Origin of the sequence: Bifidobacterium sp. B4111 (assembly GCF_026537235.1) — a bacterium.
Classification (GTDB): domain Bacteria; phylum Actinomycetota; class Actinomycetes; order Actinomycetales; family Bifidobacteriaceae; genus Bombiscardovia.
On the sequence record NZ_JAFNMO010000003.1, the window covers coordinates 118,542 to 136,407 of the forward strand.

16 protein-coding genes and 1 tRNA gene are annotated in these 17,866 nt (G+C 60.1%); all 17 read left to right on the top strand.

The window, feature by feature from the left end:
- The first annotated feature begins 201 nt into the window (after nucleotides 1–201).
- On the top strand, nucleotides 202–1,851 hold the full coding sequence (gene ptsP / locus J3T93_RS06685; RefSeq protein ID WP_267431048.1) for a phosphoenolpyruvate--protein phosphotransferase: 1,650 nt from the start codon (nucleotides 202–204) through the stop codon (nucleotides 1,849–1,851).
- A gap of 77 nt (nucleotides 1,852–1,928) precedes the next feature.
- Nucleotides 1,929–2,375, top strand: coding sequence for a PTS sugar transporter subunit IIA (locus tag J3T93_RS06690; RefSeq protein WP_121914979.1), 447 nt, complete (start codon nucleotides 1,929–1,931; stop codon nucleotides 2,373–2,375).
- Nucleotides 2,376–2,417: 42 nt separating this feature from the next.
- Nucleotides 2,418–2,690 carry a PTS sugar transporter subunit IIB gene (locus J3T93_RS06695; protein ID WP_024626949.1) on the top strand — a complete coding sequence of 91 codons (273 nt, stop codon included), beginning with the start codon at nucleotides 2,418–2,420 and terminating at the stop codon, nucleotides 2,688–2,690.
- An 88-nt stretch (nucleotides 2,691–2,778) separates the two neighbouring features.
- Nucleotides 2,779–4,326, top strand: a complete 1,548-nt coding sequence (locus J3T93_RS06700; RefSeq protein WP_267431049.1) for a PTS ascorbate transporter subunit IIC — start codon at nucleotides 2,779–2,781, stop codon at nucleotides 4,324–4,326.
- A 206-nt stretch (nucleotides 4,327–4,532) separates the two neighbouring features.
- Nucleotides 4,533–5,105, top strand: coding sequence for a YbhB/YbcL family Raf kinase inhibitor-like protein (locus tag J3T93_RS06705; RefSeq protein ID WP_267431050.1), 573 nt, complete (start codon nucleotides 4,533–4,535; stop codon nucleotides 5,103–5,105).
- A 182-nt stretch (nucleotides 5,106–5,287) separates the two neighbouring features.
- A complete protein-coding gene (locus tag J3T93_RS06710; RefSeq protein ID WP_267431051.1) occupies nucleotides 5,288–6,814 on the top strand; it encodes a C69 family dipeptidase in 1,527 nt (508 codons plus the stop codon).
- A gap of 41 nt (nucleotides 6,815–6,855) precedes the next feature.
- The gene (locus J3T93_RS06715; protein WP_267431052.1) at nucleotides 6,856–8,376 is read left to right on the top strand and encodes a formate--tetrahydrofolate ligase; all 1,521 of its coding nucleotides are present in this window, start codon (nucleotides 6,856–6,858) and stop codon (nucleotides 8,374–8,376) included.
- Nucleotides 8,377–8,471: 95 nt separating this feature from the next.
- Nucleotides 8,472–8,545, top strand: a tRNA-Lys gene (locus tag J3T93_RS06720).
- A gap of 677 nt (nucleotides 8,546–9,222) precedes the next feature.
- Nucleotides 9,223–9,957 (top strand): MIP/aquaporin family protein, encoded by a 735-nt coding sequence (locus J3T93_RS06725; protein ID WP_267431053.1) that lies wholly within the window; start codon nucleotides 9,223–9,225, stop codon nucleotides 9,955–9,957.
- A gap of 181 nt (nucleotides 9,958–10,138) precedes the next feature.
- Nucleotides 10,139–10,603 (top strand): PTS sugar transporter subunit IIA, encoded by a 465-nt coding sequence (locus J3T93_RS06730; protein WP_267431054.1) that lies wholly within the window; start codon nucleotides 10,139–10,141, stop codon nucleotides 10,601–10,603.
- A 5-nt stretch (nucleotides 10,604–10,608) separates the two neighbouring features.
- A complete protein-coding gene (locus J3T93_RS06735; protein WP_267431055.1) occupies nucleotides 10,609–10,914 on the top strand; it encodes a PTS sugar transporter subunit IIB in 306 nt (101 codons plus the stop codon).
- Nucleotides 10,911–12,317 (top strand): PTS ascorbate transporter subunit IIC, encoded by a 1,407-nt coding sequence (locus J3T93_RS06740; RefSeq protein ID WP_121914987.1) that lies wholly within the window; start codon nucleotides 10,911–10,913, stop codon nucleotides 12,315–12,317. The genes J3T93_RS06735 and J3T93_RS06740 overlap by 4 nt, the downstream gene beginning before the upstream one ends.
- A 247-nt stretch (nucleotides 12,318–12,564) precedes the next feature.
- The gene (locus tag J3T93_RS06745; protein ID WP_267431056.1) at nucleotides 12,565–13,296 is read left to right on the top strand and encodes a GntR family transcriptional regulator; all 732 of its coding nucleotides are present in this window, start codon (nucleotides 12,565–12,567) and stop codon (nucleotides 13,294–13,296) included.
- A gap of 235 nt (nucleotides 13,297–13,531) precedes the next feature.
- Nucleotides 13,532–14,878, top strand: coding sequence for a metal-dependent hydrolase family protein (locus J3T93_RS06750; protein WP_267431057.1), 1,347 nt, complete (start codon nucleotides 13,532–13,534; stop codon nucleotides 14,876–14,878).
- A 73-nt stretch (nucleotides 14,879–14,951) separates the two neighbouring features.
- On the top strand, nucleotides 14,952–16,010 hold the full coding sequence (gene gluQRS / locus J3T93_RS06755; RefSeq protein ID WP_267431058.1) for a tRNA glutamyl-Q(34) synthetase GluQRS: 1,059 nt from the start codon (nucleotides 14,952–14,954) through the stop codon (nucleotides 16,008–16,010).
- Nucleotides 16,011–16,125: 115 nt separating this feature from the next.
- Nucleotides 16,126–16,944, top strand: a complete 819-nt coding sequence (locus J3T93_RS06760; protein WP_267431059.1) for a YggS family pyridoxal phosphate-dependent enzyme — start codon at nucleotides 16,126–16,128, stop codon at nucleotides 16,942–16,944.
- A gap of 66 nt (nucleotides 16,945–17,010) precedes the next feature.
- On the top strand, nucleotides 17,011–17,826 hold the full coding sequence (locus tag J3T93_RS06765) for a fumarylacetoacetate hydrolase family protein (protein WP_267431060.1): 816 nt from the start codon (nucleotides 17,011–17,013) through the stop codon (nucleotides 17,824–17,826).
- Nucleotides 17,827–17,866: the final 40 nt, after the last annotated feature.

The following is a 17,866-nucleotide window of genomic DNA, read 5'->3' on the forward strand; positions in this document are numbered from 1 at the left end:
CCTCGATGGACCGGCATCCGGGTGATGGATACGCTGGATATCATACCACGATAGCCCACAGATGCCAGAAATCGATTACCGTTGAAAATAAAATGAATGTGTGTATACTGAACACCGTTGCTCAAAGAACGTTTCCACTTCTGCCTCCGAGTTGGCCCCCGGTTCAGCGCGGACGAAGTGGCAGGCACTAAGGAGTGCGACATGGAGATTCAAGGCGTGGGCATTGGCCGCGGCGTTGCCGTTGGCCCGGTCATCCATATGGCGGCCGGACTGGATGTGCCCGGCGATGAAGCCAGGTCCGGGAACCTGACGGCGGATGCTGAATTCGACAGAGTCGAATCCGCTCTGGCTTCGGTCAACAAGGACCTGCTTGTGCGCGCCAAGGCCGCCCAGGATGGGCAGGGGGCCAAGGACGCCGCTCCGATTCTGATCGCCCTGGCCCAGATGGCCCAGGATCCGGCCCTGAAGACCTCGATTCGATCCCTGCTGGACGACGGCAGGACCGCCGAGCGGTCCGTCTATGAGGCATTTGCCGACTTCGAGGGAAAGCTCCAGGCCATCGGCGGCTACATGGGTGAGCGGGCCAACGACCTGCATGATGTGGGCCAGCGTGTTATCGCACGACTGCTCGGGGTGCCGGCCCCGGGCGTCCCGGAAAGCGACAAGCCATTCGTCCTGGTCGCCCCTGACCTGTCTCCAGCCGACACTTCCAGCCTGGACATGACCAAGGTCCTGGCCATCGTCACCATTGAGGGCGGCCCCACCAGCCACACCGCCATCCTGGCCCGGTCCCGGGGGATCGTCGCCGTCGTCGGCGCCCAGGATGCAGCCGGGCTGTCCGACGGACAGACAGTCATTGTCGATGCCTCTGCTGGCAGGGTGACAGCCGATCCTACCAAGGAACAGATTGAGAAGGCTGAGCAGGCCCGTCGCGATGCGGATCAGGCCAAGGCATTGCGGGGTCGCCCAGGCCAGCTCAAGGACGGAACCAGAATTCCCCTCTTGGCCAATGTCGGCAAGCCTGCCGATGCCGATCCGGCCCTGGAGTATGGAGCCGAGGGCATTGGACTCTTCCGCTCGGAGTTCCTCTTCCTGGGCAACGAGCAGGCGCCCGGCGTCGAGGAGCAGGCCAAGGCCTACCGTGCTCTTCTTGAACGTTTCCCCGGTCGCAAGGTGGTCATTCGCCTGCTGGATGCCGGCGCCGACAAGCCGCTGCCCTTCCTGACCCAGGCCGACGAACCCAATCCGGCCTTGGGGCTGCGTGGTCTGCGCACGCTGAAGGTCCACAGCCAGGTTCTGGAGGATCAGCTGGAGGCCTTGGCCCGGGCCGATGCCGAGACCGACGCTGACCTGTGGGTTATGGCGCCCATGGTCGCCGACGAACACGAGGCCGACTACTTCGTCCGTCTGGGCAAGAGCAAGGGGCTCAAGCGCGTGGGCGTCATGGCCGAGGTTCCCTCGATTGCCTTGATGGCCGACAAGGTGGCCAAGGTGGCCGATTTCGTCAGCATCGGCACCAACGATCTGACCCAGTACACGCTGGCTGCCGACCGCACACTGGGTTCGGTCGCCTCCTATCAGACCGCCTGGCATCCTGCCGTCCTGAGGGCCATCAAGCTCATCGCTGACGCCGGCCAGGCCAATAACATGCCTGTCGGAGTCTGCGGCGAGGCTGCTGCCGATCCGGACCTGGCCGTGGTTCTGGCGGGCATCGGCGTGACCAGCCTGTCCATGACGCCGGTCGCCTTGGATGATGTTCGCGCCGAGCTGGCCAAGCACACCATGGACGAGGCCAAGGCGCTGGCCGCCAGGGCTCTGGACGGAGAGTTCTACCATCCCCAGGGGTGGTGAGCAGCCGGCCGGATTTGTGCAGATCCATCGGATCCGGTGCAATCGAGCAAGTCAAACAGCACGAGCAAGGAGCAGACATGACGGATTTCCAAGCCTTCCTTCCCGACACATCCTTTGCCCTGGATGTACCGGCGACTGACTGGCGGGATGCCATCCGCAAGGCGGGCGACAGGCTGGTGGCCTCCGGGTTCACCACCGATGCCTACACGGATCAGATGATCGAGACCGTCGAGAAGATGGGCCCCTACATTGTTATCGCCCCCGGTCTGGCTCTGGCCCATTCGCGCCCTAGCGAGGCGGTCCTGGGAACCGGCCTGAGCTGGGTAAGGCTGTCCACGCCTGTCGAGTTCGGCAACAAGGCCAACGATCCGGTCTCCCTGGTGATCGGTCTGGCCGGACGGGATGAGCAGGAGCACCTGCAGGTGATGTCCGCCATCGCCGGTGCGCTGACCGACGCGAAAAAGACCCAGCAACTGGCCAAGGCCGGCACCCCTGACGAGGTCCGCGCCATTCTTCAATCGTGAACAAGAAGCAGTAAGAGCAAACAAGGAACAAAGGAGCAACTCATGGATATTCTCTGCGTATGCGGCAACGGCATCGGCACCTCGGTCCTGCTCAAGGTCAACGTCGAGCAGGTGGCATCGGAGCTGGGCATGGATGTGACTGTGACCACCTCCGACGCAGGTAGCGCCAAGGGCACGGCCAACATGAACGATCTGGTGTTGACCTCACCTCAGCTGGCACCCGAGCTGGAGGGGACCACCACCCCGGTCGAGACCGTCCAGAATTTCATGGACAAGGACGAGATCAAGGGCATCCTGGAGCAGTACGCCGACTGATGCGCCCGGCGGGCATTCATCATCGCTAGGCCGATGGGACGCCCGCTCTTTCGAGTTGAGAACAAGAGAGAAATAGTAAGGACCAATAATGAATGTCTTCCTTGCGGTGCTGAACTTCATCAGCCAGGAGATTCTGAATGTGCCCGCCTATCTGATCGGCATTGTGGCGGCTATCGGCCTGATCGCCCTGAAACGGAGCGCAGGCCAGGTCATCTCGGGTGCCCTCAAGGCGGCCATGGGCTATCTGATTCTAGGCGCTGGCGCCACTGTGGTGACCAACGCCCTGGATCCCTTCGGCAAGCTGGTCTTCAAGGCCACTGGCGCCCACGGGGTCGTCCCCACCAACGAGGTGATCGTGGCCCAGGCCTCCAGCCAGTTCGGCGCGGCCTCCGCCTACATCATCGTGCTCAGCTTCATCGTCATGATCCTGCTGGCACGGTTCACCCCACTCAAGTACGTCTTCTTGACCGGTCACCATATGGTCTTCATGTCCACCCTGCTGGCCCTGGTCCTTTCGATCGGGTTCGGCAAGGGCAACAACCTGCTCATCGTGCTGATCGGCGCCCTGCTCATGGGCGTGATCATGGTGGCCATGCCCGCTTTCGCCCAGCCTTACATGAACCGGGTGACCGGCAGCGACAAGCTGTCCATCGGCCACTTCAACACCTTGGGCTACGTGGTCTCGGGCGCGGTTGGCAGCGCTGTGGGCAAGAAGTCGCGTTCCACCGAGGACATCGACTTCCCCAAGGGGCTGAGCTTCCTGCGTGATTCCATGGTCTCCACCACCTTGCTTATGGTCGTCCTCTACCTGGTCTTCGCTGTCTGGACCGCTTTAGTGGTGCCGGCCAAGGCCGCATTCGCCGTCTTCCCATCACATCCGGCCAACTGGGGTGCCTTCTTCATGGCCGCTTTCGCTCAGGCCTTGCAGTTCGGCATCGGTGTGAGCATCATCCTCTACGGCGTCCGCATCATCCTGGGCGAGCTGGTGCCCGCCTTCCAGGGCATCGCCAACAAGGTGGTCCCTGGCGCCCGTCCTGCCCTGGACATCCCCATTGTCTTCCCCTACGGTGCCAACGCATCCCTGATCGGCTTCCTGTCCTCCTTCGCCGGCGGTCTGGTGGCTCTGGTCATCATAGCCGTCTGGCTCGGGCCCGTCTGGGGTCTGGCTCTGATCCTGCCGGGCATGGTGCCCCACTTCTTCGATGGCGGCGGCGCCGGCGTCTTCGGCAACGCAACCGGCGGCCGCATCGGGGCTGTGGTCGGCGGCTTCATCAACGGTCTGCTGATCACCTTCCTGCCGGCCATCCTGATGACGGTTCTGGGCAGCTTCGGCCTGTCCAACGCCACCTTCGGCGATGCGGACTTCGCCTGGTACGGCACCGTGGTCGGCAAGCTGGCCCAGCTGGGTGTCCCTGCCGGGGCCGTGGTCCTGGTGGTCCTGGCTGTGGTGATCTTCGCCCTGGCCTGGATCTGGCAGGTCAAGGTGGTCAACACCGGATGGATGCCTGCCACCAAGCATGCTGAGTTCATCGCCAGTGTCGAGGCTGAAGAGAAGGAGGCCAAGGCTCAGGCTCGTGCAGCCGCCAAGGCCGCCCGTGCCCAGGCCAAGGCCACCGAGGCTGCCAAGGCCGAGTAGGCATGTGCAAGCGCGCCTTACAGGCGCCAGGAGAAAGATTCTGTTGATTCCTTTCTCCAGTCCAACCTAGAGCCGCCCGGATCATTTCCACTTGGAAGGGTCCGGGCGGCTCTTACACTTTTTGCGCAGGGTGGTGTGCTTGATCATCTCAAATATCTTCCACGGATGAACTTGACCCCGTCACTGGAGCGGGCGAGAATCGAACCATGAGGATTATCACAGATTTCGGCACCATCCCCGATCGGTACGCCAAGCGCGCCCCGCAGTCCCTCACGCGCAAGGGACGTCCTGTAGTCTCCTTCCCCTTCCGGCTTGAGGATGTACCCCGGGAGGCTCGCTATCTGCATTGGATGCTGGTGGATCCTGATTCCGTGCCCGTGTGCGGCTTCCCATGGATCCACTGGTCACTGGCCAACCTGCCCATCGAGGCCTTGCATGCCTTGCAGCCTGAGGGAAACGAAAGCACCGTCCTGGCGATTCCGGAGGACTTCTCAAGAAATCTGCCCAATCTGATCCCCGGCGTGCCCCAGGGCCGGACATCGGCTGCCTCACCCTTGGTCATGGAGGAGGAGATCGCCGACGATCCTGTCGTGCTCATGCGCTACAACGGCCCCACCCCTCCCGATCGGGTTCACGACTATGTGCTGTCGGTCTGGGCCACAAAGGAGGCTCTGCCGAATCTGGAGGAGGGATTCTGGCTGAACGCCCTGGTCCATGCCGTTCATTCCGCCCAACCTGTGGTCGCCGCGGCCCGTGCCTGGCTGCCAGCTGATGCCTGAGTGCCTGGCTTAACGGACGCATCTGCTGGCATTGGGACGGTCTAGCACTAGAGTGAGGCCATGCCCAAAGTGCGCAGATGGCCGTCATCCCTGCCTGTGCACGCAGTCGGTTGGAACGGCATTCTCCGGCATTCGGACTGGTGATGACAGTTGACCGCAATCAGACAAAGGAAGACGCTTATATGCCCTGCACCACGCTTCTGATAGGTAAGCATGCCAGTTACGACGGATCCGCCATCATCGCCCGAAATGAGGATTCAGCCAACGGGGAGTTCCGTCCCAAGCGCTTCGTCCTGGTCACTCCCGACCAGCAGCCACGGCACTACCGCAGCGTGATCAGCCACTTGGAGATGGATCTGCCCGAGGATCCCATGCGCTACACCTCGGTGCCCAATGCTGTGCTCGACCAAGGGCTATGGGCCGAAGCGGGCGTCAACAGTGCCAACGTGGCCATGTCAGCCACTGAGACCATCACCACCAATGAGCGTGTTCTGGGTGCCGATCCGTTGGTGGAACTCACCCCCGCCCAGGGCCGTCCGGGTGATGAGGGCTACCTGGCCGAGGTACCCGGGGGCATCGGCGAGGAAGACTTGGTCACCATTGTTCTGCCCTATATCCGCTCGGCGCGGGAGGGTGTCCTGCGGCTGGGCTCCCTGCTGGAGCGTTACGGCACCTATGAGATGAACGGCATTGCCTTCAGTGACGTGGACGAGATCTGGTGGATGGAGACCGTGGGCGGCCATCATTGGATCGCCAAGCGGGTGCCCGATGACTCTTATGTGACCATGCCCAACCAGCTGGGCATTGACGAGTTCGATCTGGATGACGCTTTTGGGGAGCAGGCCGATCACCTGTGCTCGGCCGACCTGCGGGAGTTCATCGCCGACAATCACCTGAATCTTGCCGTGGAATCGGCCTCGCCCTTCAATCCGCGTGATGCCTTCGGATCCCATAGCGATTCGGATCATGTCTACAACACGCCCCGGGCCTGGTATATGCAGCGTTTCCTCAACCCCTATGACGAGATCTGGGACGGACCGGATGCCGATCATGCCCCCACCAGTGACAACATCCCCTGGTGCCGCCAGCCCGAGCGGCTGATTACTGTGGAAGATGTCAAGTATCTGCTCAGCTCCCACTACCAGGGCACGCCCTACGATCCCTATGGGCGGACCGGCGACGAGCACACCAAGGGGCTCTACCGGCCCATCGGCATCAACCGCAACGACCAGCTGGCCCTGATCCAGCTGCGCCCCTACCGGCCTGAATCCTGTCGGGCCATCCAGTGGATGTCCTACGGGTCCAACGCCTTCAATGCCCTGGTTCCCTTCTATGCCAATGTGGATCGGACGCCCGACTATCTGGCCAACGCCACTGACCGGGTCTCCACTGACAGCCTCTACTGGTCGGACCGGTTGATCGCCGCCCTGTGCGATTCCGAATTCGCAGGCACCTCGGCGGCTGTCGAGCGTTACCAGCAGAGCGTGGGAGGCGAGGGCCACCGGTTGATCGCCGCCGCTGACGAGCAGGTGGCACGGCTGGAGGGCGTCGACCAGGGTACCGACAATGCCGAGGTGCGCCAGGTGCTGGAGGCCGCCAACCAGGACATGGCCGACCGTCTGCGCAAGGAAACCGATGACCTGCTTGGCCAGGTGCTGTATACCGTCAGCATGGGCATGCGCAATGGCTACCACCTGTCCGACAACTGAGCCATCCGAATCTACAAGGACCGCAAAAGAAGGAGAGCCCCATGACCGACTTTGACGATTACGTCAGGCCATACGGCCTGTTTGACAAGATCGATGCCTTCGGCTACTTGAAGGATCTGCAGGAGCATCCGGATACGCCGCGCAAGCATGGCCGGGTGCTGCTGGTCACCGCAGATACCCCGCTCAAGGCATCACGTGGTGAGGGCAAGACCACGACTACCATCGCCCTGATTGACGCCCTGCGCGCCCAGGGAGTGGATGCCGCAGCCGTCCTGCGTCAACCCAGCATGGGCATTACCGCAGCCGGGTCCAAGGGTGGCGCCTCCGGTGGCGGCAAGTCTTCGCTGACGCATCCTGAGCTGGTGGACTGGGGTTTGTGCGGGGAGATGGCGGCCATCGAATCCGCACAGAACCTGTTGGTCTCCTTTGCGGAGAAGGCTGTGGACGAAGGTCGGCTGGACACCGTCCTGGTGCCCCGGGTCAGCGAGGTGCCTTCGCGGTCCTTGCGGCAGATCACCGTGGACCGAGGCAAGGGCGATCTGCCCGAGCGGACCGTGCTGACGCCAACCTGCGAGCTCATGCAGATCGTCGTGCTCTCCCGGAGCATGGAGGAGATCGAACGGCGTGTGGCAGCCATGGTTGCGGGGACCCTGGACGGCCAACCGGTCACTTTTGGTGAGTTTGTGGAACTGTGGCGGATCACCGGCATCCTGACTGATGCGGTCAAGCCTGCCTTCACTCAGACCTTGGAGGGTTCACCGGTCTATGTGCATGGCGGGCCTTTCGCCAACGTCTCCATCGGCATCCCCAGCCTGGTGTCCGTGGAAATGGCCTGCGCCCGGCACGACGTGGTCGTCGTCGAGGCGGGCTATGGAGCTGATGCCGGCGCCCAGAAGTGGCTGGACATCGCCGCCCGTGAGTATGGGGCCCAGTGGCCTGCCGCCGCGGTGGTCGTTACCCGTGCCACCACCTGGCGGGACGATCCCAAGCTGAGCTGGCGCTATCCCTTCCATGTGCATCGTCTGGAGGGACTGGGCATCCCCACCTTCCCGCTGATCAACCTCTGGGAGGGCGAGGATGACCAGGCGGATTCCTTACGGGAGACCGCCGACGGTCTGGGCTTCCGCAGGCCCATTGCGGGCAACCTCTTCCGTGACGGAGGCAAGGCCCTTGAGCCTCAGCTGGACGATCTGATCAAGGCCCTGCAGGAGCCTGCGAAGGCCCAGGCGGATACAGCCAGCCTGCATGATATGTCCGTACCGGATCGGATTCGCTGGATCGCCCAGAGCGCCTACGGCGTGCCGGCTGATCGGATTATTGAGCGTGAGGGCTTCCAGGACAGTCTCCAGGCGGCCTCCGACCTCTGCAACAAGGCAGGCATCTCCCTCGAGGATCTGGTGGTGGTGGCGGTCAAGTCGCCGGCCACCATGACCGACGATGACCGGGCCGACCAGGACAAGCGCACAGTCACTTTGAAGAAGGTTGAGGCCCATACGGGGGCCGGTCTCCTGCAGGTGAACCTGACCACCTCCCTGACCACGCCCATGCCCAAGATCGTCTGAGCAGGCTATGCATGGATTCTGCAGACCTGTGACGCGCCGTGTTGCGGGTCTGCAGAAACCGTGTATAGTATCTACTTGGCTCTTGAAAGTGCCCTGCCCCTATAGCTCAGTTGGCTAGAGCAGCTGACTCTTAATCAGCGTGTCCGGGGTTCGAGCCCCCGTGGGGGCACAGAGTCAAAGCCCTACAGCCGCAAAGGCTGCGGGGCTTTCCCTTATACCTGTGCCAGATACAATATTCCAAAAATGTATACTACATGTATACTAAATTGCATCAGATTATCCCCCCCCCCCCCTGGAGATAGAAGGTTCCGCCGTGGCAGGGTGCAAGATCTGTCTGCTAATCATTGAGTGCGTTTCTCAAATCTCCCGCCCGCTGTTTTTCCTGGCCACCGATCTCAGCTCTGGCGTGACATTCCCTGCTTGCTTGGTATGGAAGTCTGCACAGCAGTCGGTCATTCCTGATCTGAAGAAGAGCACGTGAATCTTGTGCTTACGAATCAAGCAGGCAGATGTGCCGGCGTGCGGGAGCGGCTTCGAAAAACTGCCAAGGGTGTGAAATCTGCCTGGGACATGGAATCCATACGTGGTTCTCAATGCGCCATGATCTGTAGTGGCTGGGATAAAATACGGGTGCCGGTTGAAGTGCAGTCGTGTTGATGGTGACACGCGGTTGGAGCTGGCGCTATATCGGATTTCAATGAATCACTTGAATCAATGGGGATCATGAGCGCTTCTCGGTCTGGTGTCATCACCTGTTTCTATTGAATGATGCCCATGTCTTGGCCCCTGTATGACCGGTTGGGAAAGGGGTGCCATGGCGGCATTGAGAGAGGGGTGAAGGGTCGAATGGAATATTCGCTTATGACCAAGCTGGCCGCAGAATGTGTCGGCACCGCCATATTGATGATCTTCGGCAATGGCGCGGTCGCCGACGTGGATCTGGAGGGCACCAAGGGCCACCATTCAGGCTGGCTGACTATCGCCATGGGATATGGCTTCGGAGTCATGTTTCCCGTGCTCATGTTCGGCGGGGTGTCAGGAGCTCACATCAACCCGGCCATGACTCTGGGACAGGCCGTCATCGGCATCTTCCCCTGGAGCCAGGTTCTGCCTTATATTCTGGCGCAGCTGGTCGGAGCGGCCCTGGGTCAGCTGGTCGTCTATGCCTGCTACTTCCCGCACTACCGCATGACCAAAGACCCTTTGCCGATTTTGGGCACCTTCTGCACCACTGACGCCTCGGGTTCAATGGTCAACTACTTCACCAATGAGTTCTTCGGCACGCTGGTGCTGGTCTTGGGAGCCCTCTGCTGTCTGCAGGGCCCATGGGGGTCTAAGGGGTTGGCTGCTGCCTCCATCGTTGTTGGCTTGATTGTCTGGGGGCTGGTCACCTCTCTGGGCGGTCCCACCGGCCCTGGCTTGAACCCTGCGCGTGACCTGGTGCCGCGCTTCCTGCACTGGATTCTGCCCGTGCCCAACAAGGGGGACTCACGCTGGGGTGAGGCTTGGATTCCAGTGGTGGCGCCCATCATTGGTGCCATTGTCGGAGCCGTGATGTTCAAGGTTCTCTTCGCCGCCTGATCAACAGGTAGCTTCAGGGTCCCGGGCTTCCTCTCAGAGGCCCGGGATCCGGCAGTTGAACACGCAAGTATAGACATCATATTGTCATGTTGTTATAATGCTTGCGAAATTCGATGTTGAAGATTCCGGAGGGAGGCATTCTCCCACGATCATTCGCTACGAAGCGGATGGGCTTCATCGTATGCGAGGAGGCAAATTGCTGGACGAGTATTTCCCGGAAGGCACCGTCATGTACAGGGACGGCGTGGCCGATTGGGTGGAAGCAGTGGATGTGGTTACTGCTCCTTTGGTTGACCTGGGAAGGATCAAGCCCTCTTATGTCGAGGCCATCAAGGCTTCGATACGCAAACCAGGTGGCACCTATATTGATCTGGGACAAGGCATCGCCATGGCCCACGCCAGGCCAGAGGCAGGCGTGGTGACCACATCCCTATCGGTGCTGAAGGTTGGCAGACCCTTTCTGCTGGCCGATTCACAGGACCACCCAATCAGCACGTTCTTCTGTCTGGCCGCGCAGGACTCGAACAGCCATTTAAGCCTGATGCAATCGCTGGCGACCTTCCTGAGTGACGGCAAGAATCAGGAATGGCTGGGCAAGGCCGCGAACGTTGAGGAATTGAGGACGATCCTCAAGGAAGAAAGGTAATCAATATGAAGATTCTGACGGTTTGCAGCACTGGACTGGGGTCGAGCTTCATCACCCAGCTCAACATTGACAAGGCCTTGAAAGAGCTTGGTGTGACCGGTGTCGAGACCGACCATAGCGATTTGGGCTCTGTCAACAAGGGCGATGCCGATGTTATTTTTGTCGGGCGTGACATCGCTGATGCTGCCATGGATCTGGGAGACGTGGTTGTTCTGAACAGCCTGATCGATATGAATGAGATCAAAGAAAAACTAGCTGAGGCTCTGAAGCGCCACGGTATGGATGTTCCCCAAGGAGGGCAGGCGGCATGAACGGTGCGTTAAAAGTCCTTTTGGACATCTTCCGACAGCCTGCCGTCATCGTCGCGCTGATCTCCCTGATCGGCCTGACCCTGCAACGCAAGTCTGCTACGGACGTTATGAAGGGGACTGTTAGGACGTTCGTGGGCTTTCTGGTTCTGACCGCAGGCGCAGGCGTGGTCACTAATGCCTTGACGCCTTTCGGAGATATGTTCCAGCATGCCTTCCATGTTCAGGGCGTTGTCCCCAACAACGAGGCCATCGTCGGCACAGTACTGGTCAAATACGGCTCTATCGCTGCTCTGATCTTCTTCTTCGGGATGATCGTCAACATCCTTCTCTCAGCTACCTCATATTTCAAATATGTGTATCTGTCGGGCCACGTAGCCTTCTATATGGCCACGATGATAACCGTCATTTTCGTCACAGCCGGATTCCCCACCTGGCAGACCTTGCTTTGGGGATCCATCGCCCAGGGGCTGGTCGTGACTCTTTCCCCTGCAATTGTGCAGCCCTTCATGAAAAAGGTCACTGGCACCGATGATGTGGCCCTGGGGCACACCGGTGGCTCGGGCATCGCTCTGGGTGGTCTGGTGGCCACGCTCACTCGCAGTAAGAAGCATCCCTCCAAATCGACTGAGGAGATCAATTTTCCCAAGAATCTGGGCTTCCTGCGCGATACTACGGTCATCGTGGCCCTGTCCATGGCTGTGATCTATGTGATTGTGGCACTCTTCGCAGGTTCTGCTTATATTGAGAGCAAGCTCAGCGGCGGACAGAACTTCATCGTCTATGTGATCATTCAGGCAGCTACTTTCTCAGCCGGCGTCTATATCATCCTTGCAGGTGTTCGTGTGGTCTTGGGTGAGATCGTTCCAGCCTTCAAGGGCATCAGTGAGCACCTGGTCAAGAACGCCAAGCCTGCCCTGGACGTTCCCGTCACCTTCACCTTTGCTCCCAATGCCGTTCTGATTGGGTTCCTGTCCAGCTTCGTCGGCGGCATCGTAGGCATGGCCATCCTGGCTTTGGCTGGTACGACCGTCATCATCCCCGGTGTCGTGTCTCACTTCATGACCGGCGGTGCCACAGGCGTGATCGGCAACGGCGCAGGCGGGCGGCGTGGAGCCGTTCTTGGTTCCTTTGTCAACGGACTGGCCATCACCTTCCTGCCCTACCTGCTCCTGCCGGTGCTGGGCTCCTTGGGCAAGGGAGCCGCCACGTATTCTGGTCCCGATTTCGGCGTTGCCGGTCTTTTCCTGGGGTATCTCGATAAGGCAGGCGGGCAGATTGCCATGATTGTGGGAATCATTGTCGTGCTGATCCTGGTCTATGTGGTTTCCTACTTTATGAACAAGCGCAAGAAGGCCATTTCGGCCGCTGCTGATGTAGCTGACAAGGCCAAGGCAGCTGCCTAAGGACGAAACCTGATCCTGTCTGAAGTAGACAGAGAAGAGATGAGCATGAAGGGCCATGGTGCTCGATGGGCTTTCCGCAATCGAAACCATGGCCCCTTTGCCACAGCCGGATTTTCATCTTGGTCTGCAGCAGTGCGTAAACGCGAAGCTTGTACTATATCGTGGAAGATGACAATCCTTGATTGGCGCGTATGGCGGGATTGCAATTCATGAATGCAATGAAGTCGGGTGGGGGGTCGGTTCTGCAATGGTAGATGGAATTCCCAAGTATGTGTCCGTGCGAGACCACTTGCGCGGAAGCATCAAACGTATGAAGGAGGGGGCGCAGCTGCCTACTGAGTCCGAACTCTGCGCACGGTACAAGGTCAGTCGCATCACGGTTCGCCATGCCATAGAAGATCTGATTCGAGAGGGGCTGATTGTTCGCAGCCAGGGCAAGGGAACCTTCAAGCTGAAGTCGCCCGCTTCCTCCCGTGAGGTGATCAACGGCCGCATCAGAGGATTCTGGCGCCAGCAGCATGATCTAGGCAGAACGGTCAAGACCCGGGTACTGGGTGACAGGATCGTCAAGAATGCCGATATTGCATCAAAACTGGGTCTAGAGGCTGATGCGGACCTGATCGAGCTGGAGCGACTGCGCTATGTCAATGGCGACCTGCAGCAATATGTCTGCACCTACCTGCCGAATGCCCAGTTTCCGGAGATACTTGAGCATGATTTCTCCGATGGATCCCTCTATGACTTCATCGAAGGTCGATACGATGTCAGACTCGCCAGAAATGAGGTTGTAGTTCGCATCGAGAATGTCGATTCACGGATCGCCGGGTACTTTCATGTGGACAAGGGTCGACCCGTGCTGGCCATGGACTCCACCGTCTTCGACGGATTCGGCTCGGTGGTGGCATTCGGTGTGGCGCTCCAACCGCCTGCATATTCCGAAATAGAGTTCGTCATCAACGGTGTGCCGGACTCCAGGTAATCTCCAGGTAATGTTGTCTGCTCCGGGAGGCCGGCAACGGCATCTGGCAATGACCATGAGTGTTTGTCGGCCCTTGTATGGCCTTTCATGTCGGTGCTCGAAAATTTCGGTCCGGTTCCTGTCTGTGCGTCATGCTTGTCGCGCTTGAACGGTTCACCCGGCCATGGATATGATTGACCATATATGCCCGATTCCTCGCAATGAGTGCATCGGAGATGGGAAGGCAGGTACGACCATGGGGCGTCTTCAAGGCAGGAAAGAGCGCGAGCCGTTTGTGCTCGAGCATGCCAGTATCGCGACCGGCGATGAACAAGGCACGGTCCAGAAGGATATGTCTGTTCTGGTGTCCGCGGACGGCCGGATAGAACAGGTCTGCCCGACCCCGCTGGCCTACGTGCCTTCCGGATATCATCGCATCAACGCTACGGGCAAGTTTGTGGCACCCGGCCTCATTAATGCCCATACCCACCTCTTCGCCGACGGCAAGCCCCTATCTGGCGGCACGGAGCTGTCGCCGCGTGTGGTTGATGCTGGTTTGAAAGTGGTGCACAGCCCTGCCGGCAAAGTCCTTATGGATGCCAGGATCAAAGGCAATGTCTCCACGCTGTTGAACTCGGGCGTGACGACCATTCGTACCCTGGGAGATGTGGGTTATGAGGCGGTTCGTCTGCGTGACAAGATTGATGCAGACGAGCTGACCGGCCCGCGCATGCTGGCTGCGGGTCCGCTCCTGGCAATCCCTGGAGGGCACGGCGACCCCTTCATCGCCCTGTCCTGCTCCTCTCCCGAAGAGGCAAGGCGTCGGACCAGGGAGAACCTGGACCATGGGGTCAATGCCATCAAGGTGGCTGCGACCGGTGGTGTGACCGATGCCACCAAGCTTGGCGAGGCCGGCAGCCCGCAGATGACCGAGGAGGAAATGGCCGCCGTCTGCGATGAGGCTCATGAGTTTGGTGTGCTCGTCGCTGCGCATGCTCAGAGCCCGGAAGGAGTCAAGGCCGCCCTCAAGGCAGGCGTGGATACCATTGAGCATGGCAGTGCTCTGGATGACGAGATGATCGGGCTCTTCCTTGACAATCCGCGCTCGCTTCGTGGCTTCTCGGCTTTGGATCCCACCTTGTCCGCCGGGCTGCCGTTGGTCAAGATCAGCCAGCAGGAGCTGGGAATCAGCGACATAGTTCGTGGCAACTCCGAGCTGGTCGTCGACGGCATGGTCAAGAGCGCCAAGCAGGCTCATGAGAACGGCATTGCCGTCGGCGTTGGCACCGATACAGGCATGACCTTCGTGCCCCAGTACGGCACTTGGCGGGAACTCGACTATCTGGTGCGGTACGCGGACTTCACTCCGGCACAGGCCTTCCACGCCGCCACCCAGGTCAATGCCCGAAACCTGGGCTTCGACAATGTCACTGGCTCGGTCGACACGGGCAAGGATGCGGATCTGATCGTCCTTGACGAGGACCCTGCCAGGAATGTGCGGACCCTGGCCGATCCCAAGCTGGTCATCGTCCGTGGCAAGCCGGTCTGGCGTCCTGAGGTCAAGCACTTCGAGGAGATCGATCGCCTGCTCGATAGCTTCTGACCATTTAGGGGCAGGCAATGGCCGAGCTCTCTGCTGCTTCCACGATGACCGGATGGTATGCAAGCATGTCGGTATGCAAAAGAGTGAACTGAGAGTGCGTCGAGCCGGCCAGGCCAAGGTCGTAGGAAGGTTGGCCCCTTCGCCGACTGGGCGGATGCATCTAGGCAATATCTATGCATGTCTGGCGGCCTGGCTGGGTGTCAGGTCGCAAGGGTCCGGCGGTGTTCTGCGGCTTCGCATCGAAGATATAGATACGCCGCGGGTGGTCAAGGATGCTGATCGTTGGATCATGGATGACCTGGCCTGGCTGGGGTTGGATTGGGATGGCGAGGTGGTCTATCAGTCCCGGCGCGCCGATGCCTACAGTCAGGCATTGAAGCTGCTGGAATCGCAGCAATTGATCGGCGGGCAGCCTCTGGTTTATCCATGCTTCTGCTCGCGGGCCGATATCCGTGCAGCATCGGCGCCGAATGAAGGCGACGGGTTCATCGTCTATCCGGGCACCTGCCGAGGACTTTCCCATCAGACAATCGCTGAAAGGCTGGCCAGGGGGCAGAGGCACAGCCAGCGAATCGCAGTCCCTGATCAGTCCGACAAGTCGGATGCTATCTGCCGTTTCGACGATTTGGTTTTTGGCCCGCAGTGCTTCAATTTGCCCAGGCAGGTCGGCGATGTGGTCGTCAGACGTTCGGACGGATTGGTTTCCTACCAATTGGCAGTGACGGTGGATGACCTGGCCATGGGTGTCAATCAGATTGTGCGGGGAAGGGACCTGCTAAGGTCAACAGCCATCCAGATGTGGATCCGGCACCATCTTCGGCCGCAGGCTCCTGACGCTCAGTATGTGCATCTGCCTCTGATTGTTGGCGTGGACGGCAGGAGGATGTCCAAGCGTTTCGGATCGCCGGACCTGGGATCACTTAGAAGAGACGGCTGGTCGCCCAGGCAGGTGTTGGGGGTCTGTGGCTGGCTCCTGGGAATCTTGGACCGTCCCAGACCTGCCAGCGCGCAGGAACTGCTGGATGGTTTCACGCGGAACACTCTGGCTGCTGACCGCAGGGACCGACAGCTGGATCTGAGCGGGCTGAACGTTTCTGACGCAAAGCCGAATCTGCAAGCTCTTCGACCCTGAATATAGTTGCTCGTTGCCGACATCTGCTTTTCCCGCCTTTGTGGGCTTGCCGGTATGAGCCACTGGCTACCATGGCCTCAGTCAAGGCTTCCGGATTTCAAGGAGGTAGCGGGTCATGGTCGCCTATATGGATCACAAGGATCTGGGCAATCGGCAGATCAGTCGGGAACGGGCCGTGCAGATTGCGGATGGGGTCAAGCGTGTGGCTGAAAGGATTGCCAAAGCGGAGGACTCCGCCGGTCGGAAAGAAGGCTCGGTGACTCTGCTGGCGGCCACCAAGACCCGCGATGTGGGCGAGATCATGGCAGCTATTGATGCCGGGGTACGTCGGATCGGCGAGAACCGTCCCCAGGAGGTCACCGCCAAGGCCCAGGGATTGCTGGAGCTCTGCCGGGACAAGGGATTGGCCCTTGGCGCCGATGCTGCAGACAGTGATTCATCAAGCGCCGGCGTTGGCTTCCACCTTATTGGGCAGCTCCAATCCAACAAGATCAATAAGATCCTGCCGTATGTCGACACGGTCGAGTCGGTCGACGGGCCTTCCTTGGCTCGGAAGCTGGCCACGCGGGCACTGGCTGCGGGCAGGACCGTGGGCATACTCCTGGAGGTCAACGAGTCCGGCGAGCAGGCCAAGTCGGGATGCGCCCCCGACCAGGCCCTGGATCTGGCCTATGAGCTGGCTGCTATGGAGGGGATTCAGCTTAAGGGTCTGATGACCGTCGGTGCACATGTGGACGACGAGGCCGTCATCAGGAGCGGATTCGCCCATTTGCGCGGTCTGCGCGACCGCATCAGGGATTCGGGGGAGTCTGGCACCGGCACCTGCACCATGCTGTCCATGGGGATGACCGGAGACATGGAGTATGCGGTGGCTGAGGGGTCGACCGAGGTTCGTGTAGGTACAGCCATTTTCGGCCCGCGGGCTTTTATCTGACCAGCCGCTGTCTGTTCGGGAACCAGATTCTCTTAAGAGGCCCGGCCTGGGGCTAGACTGTGCCCTATGAGAATCGCGCGTTTTTCCTACAAGGACACCCCACGATACGCCTTCGTCCAAACCGACAAGCATGACGGCAAGGATTACCTGGTCGAGCTAAGAGGCTACCCTCTGACTGGCCAGCAGGTCGAACCCACCGGCAAGCGTTACCCCCTGGACGACGAGGATGTGCGGCTGCTGGCCCCGGTCATCCCCTCCAAGATCTACGGAGCGGCCAAGAACTACCGCGCCCACGCTGCCTACATGGCTGAGCATGGCCAGTCCTCGAACCCGGAGCCTCCGGAAAAGCTCATGCTCTTCATGAAGCCCTCCACCTCGGTCATCGGCCCTGACGACCCCATCGTCAAGCCCTCCTGCAGCAAGGACATGAACTATGAGCCAGAGGTAGCCGTCGTCATGGGCAGGATGGCCCGGAAGGTGAGCATCAACGAGGCTATGGACCATGTGCTGGGTTACACCTGCGTCAACGATGTGACCCTGCGTGACCTGCAGAAGAACGACCCCATGTGGACCCGTTGCAAGGGCTTTGACACCGCCTGCCCTCTTGGGCCCTGGATCGAGACCGACCTGGACTACCGGGATGCGAAGATCTCTTTCAAGCTCAACGGGGAAGAGGTGCCTGAGGCCAGGGGCACCACCGCTAACCTGATCCACTCCATCCCTGAGCAGATCGCCTTCATCTCCAGCTTCGCGACCCTACTGCCCGGCGATGTCATCATGACCGGTACCCCTAACGCCACAGGTTCGTTGAAAAACCGCGACGAGGCTACTGTCCAGGTGGAAGGAATCGGCTACCTGCGCAATGTGGTCATCGACGAGTAGCAAATAGCGGGAGAACAAGCGACATAAAAACTTGAGTCAT

Excerpts from the sequence above, each read along its gene's own strand:
- ptsP (WP_267431048.1), top strand. The coding sequence starts at position 202 with ATGGAGATTCAAGGCGTGGGCATTGGCCGCGGCGTTGCCGTTGGCCCG.
- J3T93_RS06690 (WP_121914979.1), top strand. The coding sequence starts at position 1,929 with ATGACGGATTTCCAAGCCTTCCTTCCCGACACATCCTTTGCCCTGGAT.
- J3T93_RS06695 (WP_024626949.1), top strand. The coding sequence starts at position 2,418 with ATGGATATTCTCTGCGTATGCGGCAACGGCATCGGCACCTCGGTCCTG.
- J3T93_RS06700 (WP_267431049.1), top strand. The coding sequence starts at position 2,779 with ATGAATGTCTTCCTTGCGGTGCTGAACTTCATCAGCCAGGAGATTCTG.
- J3T93_RS06705 (WP_267431050.1), top strand. The coding sequence starts at position 4,533 with ATGAGGATTATCACAGATTTCGGCACCATCCCCGATCGGTACGCCAAG.
- J3T93_RS06710 (WP_267431051.1), top strand. The coding sequence starts at position 5,288 with ATGCCCTGCACCACGCTTCTGATAGGTAAGCATGCCAGTTACGACGGA.
- J3T93_RS06715 (WP_267431052.1), top strand. The coding sequence starts at position 6,856 with ATGACCGACTTTGACGATTACGTCAGGCCATACGGCCTGTTTGACAAG.
- J3T93_RS06725 (WP_267431053.1), top strand. The coding sequence starts at position 9,223 with ATGGAATATTCGCTTATGACCAAGCTGGCCGCAGAATGTGTCGGCACC.
- J3T93_RS06730 (WP_267431054.1), top strand. The coding sequence starts at position 10,139 with ATGCGAGGAGGCAAATTGCTGGACGAGTATTTCCCGGAAGGCACCGTC.
- J3T93_RS06735 (WP_267431055.1), top strand. The coding sequence starts at position 10,609 with ATGAAGATTCTGACGGTTTGCAGCACTGGACTGGGGTCGAGCTTCATC.
- J3T93_RS06740 (WP_121914987.1), top strand. The coding sequence starts at position 10,911 with ATGAACGGTGCGTTAAAAGTCCTTTTGGACATCTTCCGACAGCCTGCC.
- J3T93_RS06745 (WP_267431056.1), top strand. The coding sequence starts at position 12,565 with ATGGTAGATGGAATTCCCAAGTATGTGTCCGTGCGAGACCACTTGCGC.
- J3T93_RS06750 (WP_267431057.1), top strand. The coding sequence starts at position 13,532 with ATGGGGCGTCTTCAAGGCAGGAAAGAGCGCGAGCCGTTTGTGCTCGAG.
- gluQRS (WP_267431058.1), top strand. The coding sequence starts at position 14,952 with ATGCAAAAGAGTGAACTGAGAGTGCGTCGAGCCGGCCAGGCCAAGGTC.
- J3T93_RS06760 (WP_267431059.1), top strand. The coding sequence starts at position 16,126 with ATGGTCGCCTATATGGATCACAAGGATCTGGGCAATCGGCAGATCAGT.
- J3T93_RS06765 (WP_267431060.1), top strand. The coding sequence starts at position 17,011 with ATGAGAATCGCGCGTTTTTCCTACAAGGACACCCCACGATACGCCTTC.